The organism is Pedobacter sp. PF22-3, assembly GCF_026239555.1.
Taxonomy (GTDB): Bacteria; Bacteroidota; Bacteroidia; order Sphingobacteriales; family Sphingobacteriaceae; genus Pedobacter.
The window spans coordinates 267919-286515 of record NZ_JAPIVP010000001.1 but is presented as its reverse complement, the minus strand read 5'-3'; the positions used below and the strand labels follow the sequence as shown (position 1 = coordinate 286515).

At 38.0% G+C, this 18597-nt stretch carries 14 protein-coding genes; 7 read left to right on the top strand and 7 right to left on the bottom strand.

Annotated elements, in window-relative coordinates:
- Nucleotides 1–69: 69 nt before the first annotated feature.
- Nucleotides 70–846 (bottom strand): N-acetylmuramoyl-L-alanine amidase family protein, encoded by a 777-nt coding sequence (locus tag OQX63_RS01240; RefSeq protein WP_265849076.1) that lies wholly within the window; start codon nt 844–846, stop codon nt 70–72.
- Between the two features lie 12 nt (nt 847–858).
- Complete coding sequence (locus OQX63_RS01235; RefSeq protein WP_265849075.1) at nt 859–1722, bottom strand: N-acetylmuramoyl-L-alanine amidase family protein; 864 nt, start codon at nt 1720–1722, stop codon at nt 859–861.
- A 74-nt stretch (nt 1723–1796) separates the two neighbouring features.
- Between OQX63_RS01235 and OQX63_RS01230 the strand changes: the two genes are divergently transcribed.
- The 5 genes from OQX63_RS01230 (at nt 1797) to trxA (ending at nt 8792) form a co-directional block, all read left to right on the top strand.
- Nucleotides 1797–4448 carry a putative LPS assembly protein LptD gene (locus tag OQX63_RS01230; RefSeq protein WP_265849074.1) on the top strand — a complete coding sequence of 884 codons (2652 nt, stop codon included), beginning with the start codon at nt 1797–1799 and terminating at the stop codon, nt 4446–4448.
- 4 nt (nt 4449–4452) lie between these two features.
- On the top strand, nt 4453–5697 hold the full coding sequence (locus tag OQX63_RS01225; protein ID WP_265849073.1) for a competence/damage-inducible protein A: 1245 nt from the start codon (nt 4453–4455) through the stop codon (nt 5695–5697).
- Nucleotides 5698–5753: 56 nt separating this feature from the next.
- The gene (locus tag OQX63_RS01220) at nt 5754–7109 is read left to right on the top strand and encodes a dihydrolipoamide acetyltransferase family protein (RefSeq protein WP_265849072.1); all 1356 of its coding nucleotides are present in this window, start codon (nt 5754–5756) and stop codon (nt 7107–7109) included.
- Between the two features lie 76 nt (nt 7110–7185).
- Nucleotides 7186–7800 carry a hypothetical protein gene (locus OQX63_RS01215; protein WP_265849071.1) on the top strand — a complete coding sequence of 205 codons (615 nt, stop codon included), beginning with the start codon at nt 7186–7188 and terminating at the stop codon, nt 7798–7800.
- A 695-nt stretch (nt 7801–8495) separates the two neighbouring features.
- On the top strand, nt 8496–8792 hold the full coding sequence (gene trxA / locus OQX63_RS01210; protein ID WP_265849070.1) for a thioredoxin: 297 nt from the start codon (nt 8496–8498) through the stop codon (nt 8790–8792).
- On the opposite strand, the gene pdeM is transcribed toward trxA, so the two are convergent.
- From pdeM to OQX63_RS01190, 4 genes are all read right to left on the bottom strand, one after another.
- Nucleotides 8789–9427: a ligase-associated DNA damage response endonuclease PdeM gene (gene pdeM, locus OQX63_RS01205; protein ID WP_265849069.1), complete on the bottom strand. Its 639-nt coding sequence runs from the start codon at nt 9425–9427 to the stop codon at nt 8789–8791. The two genes, trxA and pdeM, sit on opposite strands and share 4 nt — an antisense overlap.
- Nucleotides 9428–9501: 74 nt before the next feature.
- The gene (locus OQX63_RS01200) at nt 9502–11979 is read right to left on the bottom strand and encodes a ligase-associated DNA damage response DEXH box helicase (RefSeq protein WP_265849068.1); all 2478 of its coding nucleotides are present in this window, start codon (nt 11977–11979) and stop codon (nt 9502–9504) included.
- Nucleotides 11980–12170: 191 nt separating this feature from the next.
- Nucleotides 12171–13760, bottom strand: coding sequence for an ATP-dependent DNA ligase (locus OQX63_RS01195; protein WP_265849067.1), 1590 nt, complete (start codon nt 13758–13760; stop codon nt 12171–12173).
- A gap of 2 nt (nt 13761–13762) precedes the next feature.
- The gene (locus tag OQX63_RS01190; protein ID WP_265849066.1) at nt 13763–14791 is read right to left on the bottom strand and encodes a ligase-associated DNA damage response exonuclease; all 1029 of its coding nucleotides are present in this window, start codon (nt 14789–14791) and stop codon (nt 13763–13765) included.
- Nucleotides 14792–14946: 155 nt separating this feature from the next.
- On the opposite strand from OQX63_RS01190, the gene OQX63_RS01185 reads away from it, so the two are divergent.
- Nucleotides 14947–15558, top strand: a complete 612-nt coding sequence (locus OQX63_RS01185) for a SatD family protein (protein WP_265849065.1) — start codon at nt 14947–14949, stop codon at nt 15556–15558.
- Nucleotides 15558–16271, top strand: a complete 714-nt coding sequence (locus tag OQX63_RS01180) for a DUF3307 domain-containing protein (RefSeq protein WP_265849064.1) — start codon at nt 15558–15560, stop codon at nt 16269–16271. The genes OQX63_RS01185 and OQX63_RS01180 overlap by 1 nt, the downstream gene beginning before the upstream one ends.
- Nucleotides 16272–16409: 138 nt before the next feature.
- On the opposite strand, the gene OQX63_RS01175 is transcribed toward OQX63_RS01180, so the two are convergent.
- A complete protein-coding gene (locus OQX63_RS01175; protein WP_265849063.1) occupies nt 16410–18578 on the bottom strand; it encodes a S9 family peptidase in 2169 nt (722 codons plus the stop codon).
- Nucleotides 18579–18597: the final 19 nt, after the last annotated feature.

Genomic DNA, 18597 nt, shown 5'->3' with positions numbered 1-18597 from the left:
AGCACTGTTTGTTTGGTATCTGTTTTATATTTTTTACAAAGTTAAAATAACTATCATTTATAATGCCACTTATTTAACCTCAATATTTTTTTTGTATGTTTTTATTGCTTCCAAAATAGAACTCGCAATCTCATTTTGTCCATTTTGTGAATTAATATATTTTTCTTCCTCTGTATTTGAGATAAAGCCTACTTCCGTTAAAACAGCGGGCATACCACAGCGTTGCAATACCAAAACACCCTGTTCTTTAACTCCGCGGCTAAGTCGTTCATCCCGTTTGATGTAACAGTTCTGTATTAATTTGGCAAATTTAATGCTTTTGTCCCGAAAGGTATTTTTTAAAAGCGATAAAAGAATAAAACTACTCGGGTCACTTGGGTCGTAGCCATCATACTTACTTTTGTAGTTTTTCTCTAATTTAATATCGGCATTCTCTCGTATAGCTGCATCTTGTTCCTTTAAACGGTGAGACCCTGCAACCAATGTCTCCACTCCTTTAATATGCTTGTTGCCTGGCGGCATAGAATTGCAATGCACGGATATAAAAAGGTCAGCATTGGCTTCGTTAGCTATTTCTGCACGTTTGTATAAATCAACATCAATATCCGTTTTACGCGTAAAAATTACTTTAATTTCTGGCATTTCTTCATTTAACAATTTCCCTAATTTCAATGCAACCTTTAATGCAATATCCTTTTCTTTAGAAAAACTGCCTGATGCTCCTGGTTTTCTTCCGCCATGGCCGGGATCAATAACAATTGTTTTGATCTTATAGCCTTGAGCAGGTGCTTTTTCAACAGCCAGTAACGAAAATAAGATGATTGTAATCAGAAGTTTAATCTTCATGCATGCAGGATATTAAAATGATGTTTCGGCTATACGTTTATAATTTTTAATTGCTTTGATAATTCCACTTACAATTTCATTTTGTCCTTCAGCAGAGTTCATATAGTCTTCTTCTTCAGGGTTACTCACAAAACCTATTTCTGTTAATACAGCAGGCATTGCGGCTCGCGCCAATACTGCAAGGCTTTTCTCTTGTACGCCTCTGTTAATACGGCCAGCATTAACATACTCCTGTTGAAGCAGGGAAGCAAACTTTAAACTCCGCTCTCTATTGGTTTGTTTCATCAAGGATAACATAATATCACTTTCAGGGGTGTTTGCTATAAAGCCCTCATAGTTTTTCTGATAATTCTCTTCCAGAAACATGGATGCATTTTCTCTTTTTATCACTTCATCTTGCTCACCTAAACGGCGTGTTCCAGATACAAAGGTTTCTGTTCCCTTGGTTGATGTGCTTTTAGAGGTAATCGTTTGGTAAACAGGTACTTTTCTGCCCCTTACTTTTTTATAATAATCTACCACTCTCGATACCCTAACCGGCATATCATTTAAGTGAATGGAAATAAATAAATCGGCTTTTGCATTATTTGCGATATTGATACGTTCGTATAAAGGAATAAATACATCCGACTCACGAGTATAAATAACCTTAATATCTTTTAAGCTATCCTGAAGTGCACGGCCAAGGTTTAATGCTGTTTTAAGTGCCACATCTTTTTCCTTCGAATACACGCCATGGGTTGCACCATCTTTACCACCATGACCAGCATCAATCACAATTGTTTTAATTTTATATCCCTGCGCAAATGCTTGATTATCAATGGAATTTGATAGTGCTAAATAAATAATAATAGTTAAAATGGATTTAAGATACATCAATGGTATATTTTTCAGTAATTTTGGACGTTTTTGATTAAACATTTGTGCAAAAGTAACATTCAAATACGAATTTGAAACCCCTCAAGAGTTCTATTTTACTAATATCTGTCATTTTATTAACACATGTTGTTGGTAAAGCTAACGCATTTTCTCATTTTTCATTGCAACAGATCATCCGGCAAGACACCACTAAAAAGGATACGGTTAAAAAAACAGGTAAGAATAATAGCAGTATTGACCAGAAGGTAGAATACAAAGCTGAGGATTCTGTTAAAATGAGTGCCGATAAAAGTATTGTCTATTTATACGGAAACGCCAGGGTGGTATATGGTGATTTTGAGCTAGATGCGGCATATATCAAGTACGATAAAAAGCAAAATTCTATTTTTGCCCGTGGTGTCAAAGATCCAAAAACCGGAAGGTATACCGGGAAACCAATTTTTAAATCAGGAGCTGAAGGTACTGCTATAGCAGATTCTATTTTTTACAATTCAGAAACAACCCGGGCGAAAGTATATGGTGTTTTTTCTGAGCAGGAAGGAGGTTTTTTCTCTGGCGGGCAGAGTAAAAAGCAAATAGATGATGAGCTGCATGTTAAAAATGTGATGTACAGTACTTGTAATCTTCCACATCCACATTTTGGGTTAATGATTTCTAAAGGAGTAGTAACAGAGAAACAGATTATTACAGGTCCTGTTTACATGATTATTGAGGATGTACCGACGTTTCTGGGACTACCGTTTGCATTTTTTCCTAAACCGAATAAGCGAACTTCGGGGGTTATTCTACCTACACCAGGTGAAGATGCAACCAGAGGGTTTTTCTTGCAAAACGGTGGTTATTATCTAGGCTTAAACGATTACTGGGATGCTAAACTGATAGGTTCGATTTATACCAATGGTTCTTATGAAACAAGTTTATTGAGTAATTATACTAAAAGATATAAATTTAATGGCAATATAAACCTGGCCTATGCCAGTTTTAAAAATGGTTTAGAAGGCACTGATGCTTTTAATAACCCTACCAAAAACTTTAGTATTAACTGGAGCCATAGCCAAAATGCCAATGCCAATCCGGGTACAACCTTTAGTGCCAGTGTAAGATTGGTATCATCAGGATATTATAGAAATACTGCAGCAGGTAGTACTTACGATATTAGAACAATCGCAACCAACTCAACAAGTAGTAGTGTTAGTTATGCAAAAGCCTATTCAAACGGTATGAATTTCTCTTTGGCTGCATCAAGTGACCAGACCTTAAGTACAAGGTCAATATCACTTAGGCTGCCAGAAATGACATTTAACGTACCTACATTTAATCCATTTAGCCCTAAAAATATAGTTGGAGAACAAAAATGGTATCAAAAAATTACGGTAGGTTACAGTCTGCAAGGAACAAACCGTATTGATACATTTGATAGTTTGCTTTTTCAAAATGATGGTTTAAAACGCTTAAGAAGTGGTTTTGCGCACAGTATTCCTGTAAACATGTCGTTTACGGCCTTGAAATATCTTAACTTTAGCTTAGGCGGCACCTATAACGAGGTTTGGAATTTTCAGAGTGTAAATAGAAGATATACCAGTTATGCTGATAATACTTATTCTTTTAGGGAAGATACCACAAGTAGTTTTAAAAGAGCAGGTAGTTATAGCTTGTCAACAAGTATGTCTACTAAAATATATGGTAGAAGAGACTTTAACCCAGCTGGTAAAATCCAGGCGATGCGTCATGTAATGACCCCCAATGTCTCTTTTTCTTACTCACCTGATTTTACCAAAGCAGGCGCAGGGCCTTACAGACCTGCTGTAGATCAGAATGGGAACCAGATTTATATCAGCGGGCAACCTTTAAAGTATTCTATTTTTGATGGTATGGCACAGCCAGGCTCTTTTGGTGGGCCTAATGCATCTATCGGTTTTGGCCTGGATAATACAGTAGAGCTAAAAGTAAGGAATAAGAACGATACAACCGGAACAGGTTCTAAAAAGATCCCGATTATCCAGGGTTTGAGTTTTAGTGGCTCATACAATTTTCTGGCTACATCTTATAAGTTATCTACTATTGGTTTTAGTGGCCGATCTCAGTTTACCGATAAATTAGGTATAAACTATAATGGAACTTTAGATCCTTATTCGCTAGAGGCTGATACTATACCCGGTTCTACACGCCGGATCAGACAAGACCGTTATTTCTGGCAAAGTGGTAAGTTTCTGCCTCGCCTGGCTAATTTTGGCTTCTCATTCGATTACAGTTTAAACCCAGAGGCATTAAAACGTAAAAATGAGGCTAATGATAAATTAGGGGCGGCAGCCAACAAAAAAGGATTAACTGATATACAGTCTGAACAATTGGCGGCTATAAGCCGTGATCCAAACGCATTCGTCGATTTTAATATCCCATGGAATTTCTCGTTCGCCTACAGTTTTCAATATTCAAATGATGGAAACATGAGTACCATTTCGAATACATTAAACTTTAATGGCGATGTTAATTTAACACCGAAATGGAAAGTTACCTTTAACTCAGGATACGATTTTAAGAACAATGGCTTAACCCCTATGAATTTAGCGATTTACCGCGATTTGCATTGCTGGGACATGAGTGTAAACTGGGTTCCATACGGTGCTTATAAAAGTTATTCTGTTACCATCAAAGTTAAGGCATCGATCTTGCAGGATTTAAAATTGAGCAAAAGACAGGGTTTTTACAACACATACCGATAAATTTATGCTAGCCGAAATTATTACCATTGGTGATGAGATACTCATTGGCCAAATCGTTGATACCAATTCTGCATGGATGGCTAAACAGTTAAATTTAATTGGGGTTTCTGTTAAGCAGGTTACTTCAGTTTCTGATGATGAGCAGCATATTTTAGAAGCGCTCGAACTTGCAGAAAAACGTGCAGATTTAATTTTAATCACTGGGGGCCTTGGGCCAACCAAGGATGATATTACCAAAAAAACCTTGGCGAAGTATTTTAATATGGGTTTCCGTAATGATGCAGCTGCATTGGAAATGGTTCGCCAGATTTTCGAAAAATACAAACGTCCACTATTAGATATCAATATACAGCAAGCCGATGTTCCTGATGGTTGTGAGGTTATCGTAAACAAAAATGGCACTGCGCCTTGCATGTGGTTTGAGCAAAACAACACCATTTTTGTATCTATGCCCGGTGTGCCCTATGAAATGATGTATTTGATGGATGACGAAATCCTTCCCAGAATTACTAGTAGGTTTAAGCTGCCGTTTATTGTACATAAAACCATTCTTACAGCAAATATCGGTGAATCATTTCTGGCTAAAGAGATTGAGGAAATCGAAGATAGCTTACCTGCACATATCAAATTGGCATATTTGCCAAAATTAGGACAAGTACGCTTACGCTTATCAGCCAAAGGTGATAACGAAACGGAATTGAAGAAAGAAGTGGAGGTTTATGCCCGACAGATCATTTCAAAAGTGAATAAGTTTGTGGTAACGGATGAAGACATTCCTTTGGAAAAAGCGATTCTAGACCTGATGAAAAGTAAAGGCTTGACTTTATCAACAGCAGAAAGTTGTACAGGTGGATATATCGCCCATTTAATTACACAACATCCTGGCTGTTCTGCTGTTTATTGGGGCGGGGCAGTAGCATACGCCTATGAACTTAAGGAATCTATTCTTGGTGTAAACGAAAGCACTTTAAACACTTTTGGTGCCGTGAGTGAGCAAACTGTAACAGAAATGGCAGAAGGAGCAATTAAACATTTCAAAACTGATTATGCCATTGCGGTTAGTGGCATTGCTGGTCCCGATGGTGGAACAGAAGAAAAACCAGTTGGTACGGTATGGATTGCAATTTCTTCAAAACACAAAACTGTAGCTAAGGTGTTTAATTTCAGTAACAAACGGATTCAAAACATAGAACGTTCTGCTGCTTCGGCAATGGGCATGTTATTAAATCTCCTTAAGGAAACAGTTTAAAAAGAATAAAAACTGTATTTTTGTAGCGTTACCAATATAAAATACTGTAATTTAATATGGCTCAATACGAACTAGTGTTACCAAAAATGGGTGAAAGTGTTGCAGAAGCAACAATTATTAAATGGGTAAAACAACCTGGTGATGCTATTGAATTAGACGATACCGTTTTAGAAATCGCTACTGATAAGGTAGATTCTGAAATTCCATCTCCGGTTGCAGGTAAATTGATAAAACAATTATTTCCTGCAGGTGTAGTTGTCCAGGTAGGCGATATAATTGCCATTATTGAAACTGAGGGTGGAGATACCGCTGAAGCTGTAGCACCAGTCACAGAAAAAACAACAGTACAAGAAAAAGTAGATGCTATCCCTGGAATTGAGCAACTACCAGATAATAATACCACAACAACCACCGATTTCAGCTCATCTGATCGTTTTTATTCCCCATTGGTTAAAAGTATTGCAGCCCAGGAAAATATTTCATTGGCTGAGTTGGATACCATAAAAGGTTCTGGGGTTGATGGACGTTTAAATAAAGATGACCTGTTGGACTATATCGCCAGGAAAAATGGCGGTGACGTAAAAACGGCTACAGTTATATTAACTCCGCCTCCGCCGCAAGTTAACGAAGTGGTAGCGCAAAAAACTGAATCATCTTCGCAGGCTCCAATTACAAGTAAACCATCTACAACAAGCGTTAATGGTGCAGATGAGATTATAGAGATGGATAGGATGCGTAAACTCATTTCCGATCATATGGTAATGAGCAAAACAACTTCCCCACACGTAACTTCATTTGTTGAGGCCGATGTAACCAATATGGTATTGTGGCGCAACAAGGTTAAAAACAGCTTTGAAAAACGTGAAAACGAAAAAATTACTTTTACCCCAATATTTGTAGAAGCAGTTGCCAAAGCTATAAAGGATTTTCCAATGATTAATGTTTCTGTAAATGGAACGCAGATTATCAAAAAAGGAAACATCAATATCGGTATGGCCGCGGCTTTACCAAGTGGAAACTTAATCGTTCCGGTAATTAAAAATGCTGATCAGTTAAACCTGGTTGGTTTAACCAAGGCGGTTAACGATCTGGCAGGCAGAGCAAGAAACTCTAAACTAAAACCTGACGAAACACAAGGTGGAACTTTTACCTTAACCAATGTAGGTAGTTTTGGAAATGTGATGGGGACACCAATTATTAACCAGCCTCAGGTGGCTATTTTGGCGGTAGGTGCTATAAAAAAGAAACCTGCTGTATTGGAAACCGAGCATGGTGATGTGATTGCGATCAGACATATGATGTTCTTATCATTATCATACGACCACAGGGTTGTAGATGGCTCTTTAGGGGGAATGTTTGTGCGGAGAGTTGCAGATTATTTAGAAGGCTGGGATCTGAACAGGGAAATTTAATTCATTCGCAGTTTTCAATTAACAGTTTTCATTTGGTATAATGCCAAAAATTTAAAAAACAGTTTAACAATCAAGAATGTTAGCGTCAAATTTAAAATCAATAGTTTCTGATAACGTGCTGCATGCCAAATGGTTAAATACGTTGTCTTATATGGAAAATGCAGGTGCTAAGAAGATTTCTGCTTCAGAGCATAAAGAAAATGTAAATCTGATTATTCTTAAACACGCTGCAGAAGAACACCGTCATGCCTACTATTTAAAAAAGCAGATTTCGAAGGTTGACGAGGCACTTTGTAAAACTTATACCAATGCCGAGTTGTTATCGCCAAATCAGACCAAATACTATTTACATGCTTTAGATATCGCCGTTTGCCGTTATTTAAAAGCTGTATTTCATCTTTCTGGTTATGATTTAAAATTCGCTGCTTATTTATTTGTGACTTACGCAATTGAAGTACGTGCAGATGAGTTGTATCCAATTTACCAAGCCGTTTTAGATGAGGCGAAAAGCAAGGTAAATGTAAAATCGATCATTCTGGAAGAAGAAGGCCACTTAGAGGAAATGATGAACCAGTTGGTTAGTTTTTCTGATGATTGGGAACACCATGCAGCCGAAGTCATAAAAATTGAAAAAGCTTTATTTGAAAATTGGGTTACTGCCTTAGCGGCAGAATTACCTGTAAGTGTTTAGCGTAGTTATAGCTTGATTACATACGTTCGCCATCTCGACTTAAGTGCAGACGTTCCTATCGTATACACACATTTTTTTAATAATAATTTTTGGCGTTTTGCTGGCTTTCGCAAATAACACATTGTTTTAACCGAAGAACGCCGTCAATCCCAAGGGCCGGAGAAATCAAAAAAAAAGTTGTAGGAAGTTACAAATAGCACAACCAAAACTAAAATGAAGTGGTTTTGTGTTCATAGATGCTATTTAAATGCTGAAAGATTACTGAACACAAACCCCGCAGGGCTCAATCAGACCAAAAAACACACAAATACAACTGATTAAACAAAGTGCCATTGTTTTTTTGATGTGTTTTTAGGACTGTGTAATAGGCCCATTGCTTGATTGACAGAGCGCTTTAGGTACTTTGGCGCTCTAAAGTACCATGCCACCGCGGCATAGAACGAAAATAAATCCAACAGTTATATTCAACTATATTTTTTGAGATATTAAAGCTTGTTAGATGCTGAAATAAATTCAGCACGACGATGACCCTAAGAATATGTGCTCATGATAATCACTAATATAATGTGTCCACACAATAGGTGCGTTCGGGTAGAGATCCAATCATAGAAAAGTTTTATTATCGGTTCTCAAACTGCCAATTTTCATTAAAAACCAATCCAGTTAATCTTTGTTTCTAAATAAAGATAAAAATCATGGCTAAATTTTCAGATTTAATTAATGGGAATAAACCTGTTCTGGTAGATTTTTTTGCTGAATGGTGCGGTCCATGCAAAATGATGAAACCTATTTTGGAACAGTTAAAATCACAAGTTGGCGATTCGGTATCGATTATTAAGGTAGATATCGACAAAAATCAACAGGCTGCTTCATCATTTAATGTTCAGAGCGTTCCAACACTAATTTTGTTCAAAAAAGGAAAGCAGGTATGGAGACAAAGTGGCGTTTTACAGGCTTCGCAGTTGAAACAGGTAATTGATGCCCACGCTTAAACTTCCAATACGCTCTTGGGGGTAACTGCGAATATACGCTCGCTTGTTTTAGGATAGATGTTGTAAAGCCCCGTAAATAAACTAAAGGCAGGCAGAACGGCATATTCCTTGCCAAAATAAAAACAAGGAAATTTTAATCTTTGCTTTGCTTTTCCTACAATGGTAACACCTGGATGAATATGCCCGCTGATGGGGTATAATTCTTCTTCAGTACAATTTGGTGCATCATGAATAAAACAGAACGGCCCCAGACAAAAGCTGGGCTCATGTATTTCGATATTCATTGCTGCATAATTCGCGCTAGAAAGCCGGTCGTGATTTCCTTTTACCAATAAGAAATTAAGTTCTTGATATTGCTTTCTCCAAATGGAAAACGCTTCAATATCTGTATTTAAACCGTGGTGAAACATGTCACCGTTGATCAGTAATGTTTTAGGATGATATTGCTTAATTAATAAACTTAAACGCTGTAAATCTGTTTGAGCAATTGTTGCCGGCACTTGTAAGCCTGATTGGCGGAAATGTGCAGATTTACCCAAATGCAAATCGCTTATAGCTAACAACTGATGTTTCGGTAAGAACAAAGCCCTTTCTTTATCTAAAATCAGTTCTTCACCCTGGCTTGTAATGGTCATTTATTCGATGTTATTGTCATTCTTAGACCTGTCGAAGAATCTTTTAGGTTTCGACGAGTCACAAGAAGATGGATCTATTTAATTCTCTCTGCTTCGGCTTTCATTCTGGCAATTCGCTGCTCTAACTCTTCCGAACTCATATTTTCACGTAAACTGTCTACTTTAATAGGGAAAGACAGCGGTGTAAAACTTTTTGGATTGGTGATAATAATCGCTCCATTCTGAATTCTTTCTAAAGCGGCTGCCAATCTGGGTTCCTCCAATTGTTGGTAAAAAACCTCATCATATGCCTGTCGCAAAAGTAAATTATGTTTATCGTAATCGCTAAAAACATTAAAAAATAGACCAGCAGATGACTGCAGGTGTTTATTAGCTACATATTTACCAGGATAGCCCTGAAAAACGAGTCCGGATATGCAGGCAATATCTCTAAATTTCCTTCTGGCCATTTCAGTTGAATTGATACTCAGCGTAATATCCTCAGTTAAATTCTTAGGTGAAAAAACTTCGTAAGCAATCGATTCGTCCATAGGGATTTCCGTTTCACTCAAAAGTTCAAAACCATAGTCATTCATGGCAATAGAAAAACTGATAGGCAGTAATTTACTTAAGCGATAAGCTACAAGCGCGGCCAAAACCTCATGCACCAAACGGCCTTCAAAAGGATAGGCGAAGAGGTGAAAACCTTCTTTATTATTAATGAGTTCTATCAGTAATTCGTCGTTTTTGGGTACATGAGAACGTTTTTCTTGCAATAAAAATAGTGGGTACACGGAGTCCAGTTCCTCATCCTGATGGGTTTTGTCTAAAGCCTCGTTATATTTTTTCCTTAAAACAGACCCTAAATTAGAAGATAGGGGTAAGCGGCCGCCATTCCAGCTCGGAGAGATGGCATTTTTCTGTTTACTCACCCGTACTACAACGGTCATGTCTTTTACCTGTACAAATTCCAAAACCCGCCCGGCCAGGCGGAAATTATCGCCAGCTTTCAAACGGGTCACAAAATATTCTTCTACCATGCCTATGTAACCACCGGAAATGAATTTTACTTTCAACATGGCGTCACTTACAATTGTTCCAATATGTAACCTGTGCCGCATGGCCAATTGCCTGCTCTTCACCTTCCAAAGCCCGTCTTCATCCTTCGTTACTTTTTTAAACTCGGTATAGGCACTTAAACTATCCCCTCCAGAGGTGATGAATTGCATTACCCAGGCCCATTCTTCAGGTAAGATCAGTTTAAAGGCATGGGTATTCTTAATTTCCTCGTAAATGATCTTATCATCAAATCCATCGCCTATGGCCAGCGTAACCAAATACTGAATCAAAGTATCAAATACCATAATAAAGGGCTCACGGCTCTCAATATTATTTGTTTTGGCAGCTTCTTTAATCGCTGCCGCCTCAACCAGTTCTAAAGCATGTGTGGGTAGAAAATATATTTTAGAGATTTCGTGAGGGGAGTGGCCAGAGCGTCCTGCTCTTTGTAAAAACCTGGCAACACCTTTTGGCGATCCTACCTGAACTACGGTATCGACAGGTTTAAAATCTACACCCAAATCTAACGATGAAGTAGCAATAACAGCTTTAAGCTGTCCGGTATGTAATGCTTCTTCAATCCAGTTGCGAAGTTCGAAATCTATTGATCCATGATGGATGGCAATGCGTCCGGCAAGTTCGGGTTCGATATTCAGCAAATGCTGGTACCACATTTCCGATTGCCCCCGGGTATTGATAAAAATTAAGGTCGTTTTACTTTTTTCGATAATTGGCAAAAGTTTATAGGCTAGTTTCAAGCCCAAATGCCCGGCCCAGGGCAATGTTTCAATATCATCAGGTAAGATTGATTTGATCTGGATTTTCTTTTCCAGATCGGCCTTAACAATAATTCTTTTGGCTGTTATATTTGGCTCTAATACATCTAAAGCCTCCTCAATATTTCCAATTGTTGCTGAGATTCCCCAGATTCTTAAAAACTGGTTTTTTTCTAGCTTTTGCAAGCCTTTAATGCGAGAAACGGCCAACTCAACCAGTACACCCCGTTTGCTGCCTAAAAGTTCATGCCATTCATCCGCAACGATACATTTAAGATTCCTGAATAGGGTTGACGAGCCTTTTTGTGCCAGCAACAGATGCATGCTTTCCGGAGTAATCAATAAAATTTCAGGCATCGATTTTTTCTGCTGTAATTTTTCTGCTTGCGAAGTATCGCCATTGCGAACGCCTACGTGCCAATCCAACTCCAGTTCCAATAAAGTTTCCCGCATCGCCCTGGCAATATCTTTGGCTAAAGATCGGAGTGGTGTAATCCAGATCAATTGCAAGCGGTCTTTCGCTTTTTTGTTGTTCGCTTCAGAGGCGTTTAAAGCTTCAATTACGACAGCCAAAAAAAGTGAAAATGTTTTTCCGAAACCCGTAGGTGCGTTTACCAAACCGCTATAGCCATCAAGATAATACTGCCAGGCATCTTCCTGAAATTGAAAAGGCCTGCGTTTATTTGCCTTTAACCAGGCTTTTATCTTTTTATAACCTTTGGTTTTGGTTTGGTCCATGCAATTTATTTCCTTATAGGTTTTATATTGATAAGCTTTATTGTTTTGAAAAGCAATAACAGTAGTTCTTTTTTTACAGTAGCCCCACCATACGCTTTACCTTTTTTGCAACAACTCCTCGGTCTGCGTCCTCACAGACCGAAATCTTCAAGTTGATGTAATGGTCTGTGGGGACACAGACCATGGCGGCACTATAGGGTAGATTGCAGCAACTGCCTCAAGTCTTCCAAAGTGTTAATTTCATCTGCTTTTTTATCTTTTCGCCATCGCAATATGCGCGGAAAGCGTAAAGCTAAACCTGCTTTATGTCGTTTACTTTCAGCAATTCCTTCAAAGGCAATTTCGAAAACCAGTTCAGGTTTTACGGTACGTACAGGCCCGAATTTTTCAATTGCATTACGGTTTACAAAAGAATTTACTTCTTTAATTTCTTTATCAGTTAAGCCAGAATAGGCTTTGGCAATCGTCACTAAATTTTCACCATCACGAACAGCAAAGGTATAATCAGTGAAAAAATTAGCCCTTCTGCCACTTCCTTTTTGCGCATAGATCATTACCGCATCAACCGTATACGGATTAATTTTCCATTTCCACCAATCGCCACGTTTTCTTCCGCTGTGATAATGAGAAGTTAGCTTTTTAAGCATGATGCCCTCACTGTTTATCGAACGCGAGGTTTGTCTTAAATCTGCCAACTCTTTCCATGAGCTGCAGTTGATCACAGGAGATATAATCACCGGACTTTCCTCCAAACTACCGATCAATTGTTCCAGTGTCTTACGCCTTACACTTAACGGTTCTTCCCTAAAATCCCTGGCTTCATACTCTAAAATATCATAAACAAAAAATCCAATGGGTGCATCTTCCAATTGTTTTTTATTAATCGTTTTGCGGTTTAAACGCTGTTGTAATGTGCTAAATGATAAAACCTGTTTATCTTGTACTGCCAGTATTTCGCCGTCTAAAACTACGCCATCTGGCAAAACATCGATCATAAAATGCAATTCGGGAAACTGTTCTGTAACCAGCTCCTCGCCACGGCTCCAGATAAAGAGTTCTCCGTTCCGCTTTACAATCTGCCCACGGATACCGTCCCATTTCCATTCTGCCTGCCATTCAGAAATATCTCCCAGTTTTTCGGGTTCTTGCTCTAAGGCATACGCTAGGCAAAAGGGGTAAGGCCAGGAATTATCTGTATTTACATGGATACCGTTAATCAGTTCGTGAAAAGTAATTTCGTAAGGATTCCATTTTCCCATAATGCTGTGCATAATCTGGGCACTATCTAAGCTGCTTTGTTTGGCCAGGGCATTCACCAACATTTTATTGGAAACACCGATCCTGAAATTGCCCGAAATCAGTTTGTTAAAAATAAAACGTTCTTGAGTTTCGAGTTTGTTCCATGCACTTAAAATAAAATCTTTTTTGGTTTCATCATCTTTACCTTCTAAATCGTGCAAGTCTTCAACCCACTTATGCAATTGAAAATCTGATGTGTTTTCGGAAGGAGGCAACAATAAAGCAATGGTTTCACTTAAATCTCCAACATTGGCATAACTTTCGGCAAATAGCCATTCAGGAGTTTCGGTAATAGCTATCGCCCAATATTTCAACAAAGCTGATTTAATTGGTCTTTTAGGTTTTTTACCCGTAAATAAGGCGATTACCCACACTTTGTCTTTATCGTCTGCATAATTGAAATAATCAACCAGAGCCGCGATTTTATCATTGGTTTTATTGCTCAGTTCGAGCTGTTGGATCAGTTTTGCAAAACGTTTCATGGCTATTTATTTTCGTTTTGCTCAGCTAAATCAACTTTGTTTTCTTCGTCATCTTCCTGGCCAAACTTGGTTAAAACTTCTGCCGCTTCTATACCTTCATCATTTAAAAAGCGACTAAAAGCAGCTGTAAAACCATGGGTAACATATACTTTTTCGGCACCTGTTGCGGTAATGGCTTCCATTAAACCTGGCCAATCTGCATGATCACTCAGTGCAAAACCAGCGTCAGCACTCTGCCAGCGGCGATGTGCCCTTACCTGCATCCAGCCTGAACATATACCGGTAACCGGGTGGGATAAGTTTTTGATCCATCGGCTATCGCGCATGGCTGGCGGTACAATTACAATTCCTTTCTGTAACTCATCTTTGGTAGTTTCAGGGGTAATCCTAATGGTTTTTGGAAGGTTTACACCAGCTTCTATAATCACCTCGTTAAGGTTGGCAATGCTATTATGTACATAAATAGGGGTATCACCAGCCAGGTTTTTAATTAAACGCTGTGCTTTGCCCAAACTATAGGCAATTAATACACTTGTTTTCTGTTGATTGATGTTATCATTTACCCAATTCTTAATTCCATTGAAAACAATTTCCTGTTTTTGCCATTTGTAAACTGGTAGTCCAAAAGTGCTTTCTGAAACAAAAGAATGGCATTTTACAGGTTCGAATGGCACTGTGATGCCATCATCTTCAATTTTATAATCACCAGAGATGACGCAGATTTCACCTTTATATTCCAGGCGTACCTGTGCAGAGCCAATAATGTGCCCGGCAGGAAAAAAAGAAATATTTACGCCATTACGGGTAATGCTTTCTCCATACTCCAGTGTTTCTACATTTAAATCTTCACTGATTCTGCGTTTGATGATGGGTTTGGTTAAAGTATGACAGAGGTAATATTTGTTTCCAAAACGCACATGATCGCTATGTCCATGTGTGGTTACGGCATAATCTACAGGCCACCAGGGATCTACATAAAAATCGCCCTGTTTACAGTAGATTCCTCTTTTGGTAAATTCTATTAATGCCATAGCTAATAAACAATAAAATTTATAATTAGTTTTAGCGTATTATCGGCTAATTACCCGATAAATTAAAATATCGGCTAAATACCCGATAAATGGAAATATCGGCTAATTAGCCGATATTATTTTTGAAATATGAATAATTAATTCGATATTGTCATATGATTTGCATTATAACAGGTGATATTATAGGCTCAAGAAAGATTAAAGATAGCTGGTTATTAAATTTAAAAACCGCCTTAAAAGTGGTTTCTGGTCGTAGCCATAAGTGGGAAATCTATCGGGGAGATAGTTTTCAGTTAGAAGTAGAGCCGGAAAATGCCATCAAAACCGCGGCCTATTTAAAAGCGTGCATTAAGGTAGATAAACCCGCAGATGTAAGAATGGGGATCGGGATTGGAGATCTAAAAAACAAACGGAAAAAGCTTTCCGAATCCAGTGGAGATGCTTTTGTGCATTCAGGGGCAGCTTTTGATAGTTTAAAACAGGGCAAGGTTAATTTAGCTGTTAAAACAAATTCTGCCGATTTTGACGAAGAAATTAACGTTTTGATCAAGTTATCTCTCATTGCAATGGATAGCTGGGGAGTGGTAGCTGCAGAAATGGTAAAACTTGCATTGGAAAATAACGACTTGTTGCAGAGCGAACTGGCAGCTATTTCTGGCCGGACACAATCATCTGTAAGTGAGGCATTAAAACGTGCACATTACACCGAAATTATGGAAATGGACAGGATTTATCGTAAAAAATTGAACCAAATGATTTTAAAATAATGGATATCTATTTAATCAAGCTTATTCTTGCCCATTTAATTGGCGATTTCTTTTTGCAGCCAAATACCTGGGTAAAAGACAAGGAAAGGAGAAAGTTAAAATCAACCAAGCTCTATTTACATGTAATGATACATGTAGCTTTAATATTTGTTGTTTTTTTAAGTTTTGATGTCTGGAAAACGGCATTAATAATAGGTGTAATCCATTTGATTATTGACGGATTAAAATCTACCTTTCAAACCAACAAAAATGCCCGGATACTGTTTTTTGCCGATCAGGTTTTGCATTTTAGCTCAATTGTAGCGGTATGGCACCTTTTCTACAAAGGAAGTTTAAATATTGGTTTTTTAAATAATCCGCATACCTGGGTATTAATTTCTGGTGCTTTGTTTTTAACTCTGCCTACATCAATTATAATGAAGGTAATCATTGCTAAATGGATTCCGGATAATCAGCCTGACAGCCCAAAATCATTAGAGAATGCGGGAAAATATATCGGGATATTGGAAAGAACATTGATTTTTCTGTTTATTCTTACCAATCATTTTGAGGCCGTTGGTTTTTTACTTGCAGCAAAATCGATATTTCGGTTCGGTGATTTAAAAGAAAAACACGATCTTAAATTAACAGAATATGTACTGATTGGAACTTTGTTAAGCTTTGGTATAGCCATTGTAACTGCCATGCTTATTCAAATGATGATTTTTTCATAACAGCTCAACAGCTTGAAAGATTCGTTATCTTTATACTGGCATAACTACATCAACCTTTAGCCATTTTTTTGACCAGATAAGGAATTTAAAATAGATATTGCATAAAAAAAGCAGCCCGAAAGCTGCTTTTAAAATTTTCTATCTTGCTCCCGGAGGGCAATTTTCTTTTAGAAACTTAGTATAAGTTAAAGACAAGTGTTTACTGGTTCCTTCGCCCTCAGAAATACTGTGGGTACGATTTGGATAACTCATCAATTGAAAAACCTTTCCGTTTTTGATTAACTCATTAATCAGCATTTCGGCATTTTGGTAATGTACATTATCATCGCCAGTTCCATGAATATATAACAAATTACCTTTTAAGTTTTTAGCATGAGTAATTGGAGAACCTTTAATATAAGCCTCTTTGCTTGGAAAAGGGGTGCCCATATACCGTTCCTGATAAACATTGTCGTAAGTTAATTGATTACCAACCGCTGCAATTGCAATACCTGTTTTATAAATCTCTGGATATTGGAACATCAGGTTCAACGTAGAAGAACCGCCTCCACTCCAGCCCCAAACAGCTACACGGTCTTTATCCATATAGGCATGGGTGGCCAATAATTTTTTAGCAGCCATAGCTTGATCGCGGATATTAATTACACCAATGTTTTTATAAATGCTTTTACGCCATGCACTTCCTTTCGGAACAGGTGCACCTCTGTTATCCATTGATATATAGATATAACCATCTTTAGCCATATCGCCATTGTATAAATGATTTATACCTGCGCCCTCAACATCACTTGCCGTTGCACCTGCGGGCTCCCCATAAACATAAAATAAAACCGGGTATTTCTTATCTGGATTAAAATTGTCAGGCTTTTTCATCCATCCGTCCATTTCAATCCCATCTTCGGTAGTTACTTTAAAAAACTCCACTTTGTTTTTCGTTGCCGGTTGTTTCGCCAGTTGCGTTGTGATGCTTCCATCCATTGTAAATGGATTCCCGGTAGTAAAGTTCATCCACTCTGTAATGGATCTAACAACCGAACTGTTGTACGAATGGCGTGCAAAAGCAGCGTTAGGTGAAATATCGTAATTGTGCGTTCCTGGTAAAACAGATGGCGTAACCTGTTCTAATTTGCCTTTGCCATCTAATTTAGTTTTAAAAAGGTATTTCTGAGTCGCATTTGTTGGTGAGGCCAGAAAATAAACCAGGTTATTTTTTACATCAATCAATTTTACGTCAATCACATCATAATTGCCCTTTGTAACCAATGTTTCTTTCTTTCCATCCAAACTAATCCTATATAGGTGGTTCCAACCATCTTTGTCGGATACAATGGTAAACTCCTTATTGTCATTTAACCATTTCCATTCATTCTGTGCATCAATCCAGGCTTTAGCTTTTTCTGTATAAACAGCCTTGGATGATCCTGTAGCTGCATTGCAGATAAATACTATACTCTCATTTTGCTCACGGTTAAGTTGTTGTAAAATAATATCATTACTATTGGGTACCCACTGCATACGTGGAATGTAGTGCTGCATATTATCGCCAGGAACATTTAGCCAGTTTGTTTTGGCTGTTGCAATATCAACTACGCCAACTTTGCAGGCAGAAGGATTTTCGCCTACTTTTGGATATTCTACAGGAATGGTAAATGGATAAATAGAATCGGTATTATTGATCATTAAGAAATTTTTGATTTTCGTTGCATCCAGCTGCCAATAGGCGATAGATCTACCATCAGGGCTCCATCTAAAGCCATCCCTACAATCGAATTCTTCCTCGTAAACCCAATCGAAAGTACCGTTAATCAATCGTTCTGTACCATCCATAGTTAAAGCTTTGGCACCAGTGCCATCAATATTTTCTACGTATAGGTTGTGCTTGCTTACATAGGCTACCTTACTGCCATCTGGCGATAATTTAGCAAACATCAAGGACGAGGCCGGCTTATCTTTTCCGATCTGTGTGATTTTGTTAGCTGTTAAATCAGCCAACCAATAATCGCCACGGGTATCATAACGCCAAACTTTTTTACTGTTGGTGTAGATTAATGCTTTTGTACCATCATCCGACAGTTGAAAGCTCCTTACCGGAATGGCATTAGCTTTTCCGGCTGGTGTTAAAAGCGCCCTGGATATAATTGTTTTTCTGTCGCTTTTAGGGAGGGTAACCGAAATAATTTCTCCATTTGCAATCTGATAGTAGGAATTACCGTCTTTTGCCCAATTGATATTTTGAGCTTTTGCATCAATTAGCGAGCAAAATGCTATACAAGCAACTGATAATCTGAATAATAATTTTTTAATCATATATAATTTTTGGACATAA

Bases quoted from the DNA above. Each gene is read 5' to 3' on its own strand.
- OQX63_RS01240 (WP_265849076.1), bottom strand. From the start codon at position 846: ATGAAGATTAAACTTCTGATTACAATCATCTTATTTTCGTTACTGGCT.
- OQX63_RS01235 (WP_265849075.1), bottom strand. From the start codon at position 1,722: ATGTATCTTAAATCCATTTTAACTATTATTATTTATTTAGCACTATCA.
- OQX63_RS01225 (WP_265849073.1), top strand. From the start codon at position 4,453: ATGCTAGCCGAAATTATTACCATTGGTGATGAGATACTCATTGGCCAA.
- OQX63_RS01220 (WP_265849072.1), top strand. From the start codon at position 5,754: ATGGCTCAATACGAACTAGTGTTACCAAAAATGGGTGAAAGTGTTGCA.
- OQX63_RS01215 (WP_265849071.1), top strand. From the start codon at position 7,186: ATGTTAGCGTCAAATTTAAAATCAATAGTTTCTGATAACGTGCTGCAT.
- trxA (WP_265849070.1), top strand. From the start codon at position 8,496: ATGGCTAAATTTTCAGATTTAATTAATGGGAATAAACCTGTTCTGGTA.
- pdeM (WP_265849069.1), bottom strand. From the start codon at position 9,427: ATGACCATTACAAGCCAGGGTGAAGAACTGATTTTAGATAAAGAAAGG.
- OQX63_RS01200 (WP_265849068.1), bottom strand. From the start codon at position 11,979: ATGGACCAAACCAAAACCAAAGGTTATAAAAAGATAAAAGCCTGGTTA.
- OQX63_RS01195 (WP_265849067.1), bottom strand. From the start codon at position 13,760: ATGAAACGTTTTGCAAAACTGATCCAACAGCTCGAACTGAGCAATAAA.
- OQX63_RS01190 (WP_265849066.1), bottom strand. From the start codon at position 14,791: ATGGCATTAATAGAATTTACCAAAAGAGGAATCTACTGTAAACAGGGC.
- OQX63_RS01185 (WP_265849065.1), top strand. From the start codon at position 14,947: ATGATTTGCATTATAACAGGTGATATTATAGGCTCAAGAAAGATTAAA.
- OQX63_RS01180 (WP_265849064.1), top strand. From the start codon at position 15,558: ATGGATATCTATTTAATCAAGCTTATTCTTGCCCATTTAATTGGCGAT.
- OQX63_RS01175 (WP_265849063.1), bottom strand. From the start codon at position 18,578: ATGATTAAAAAATTATTATTCAGATTATCAGTTGCTTGTATAGCATTT.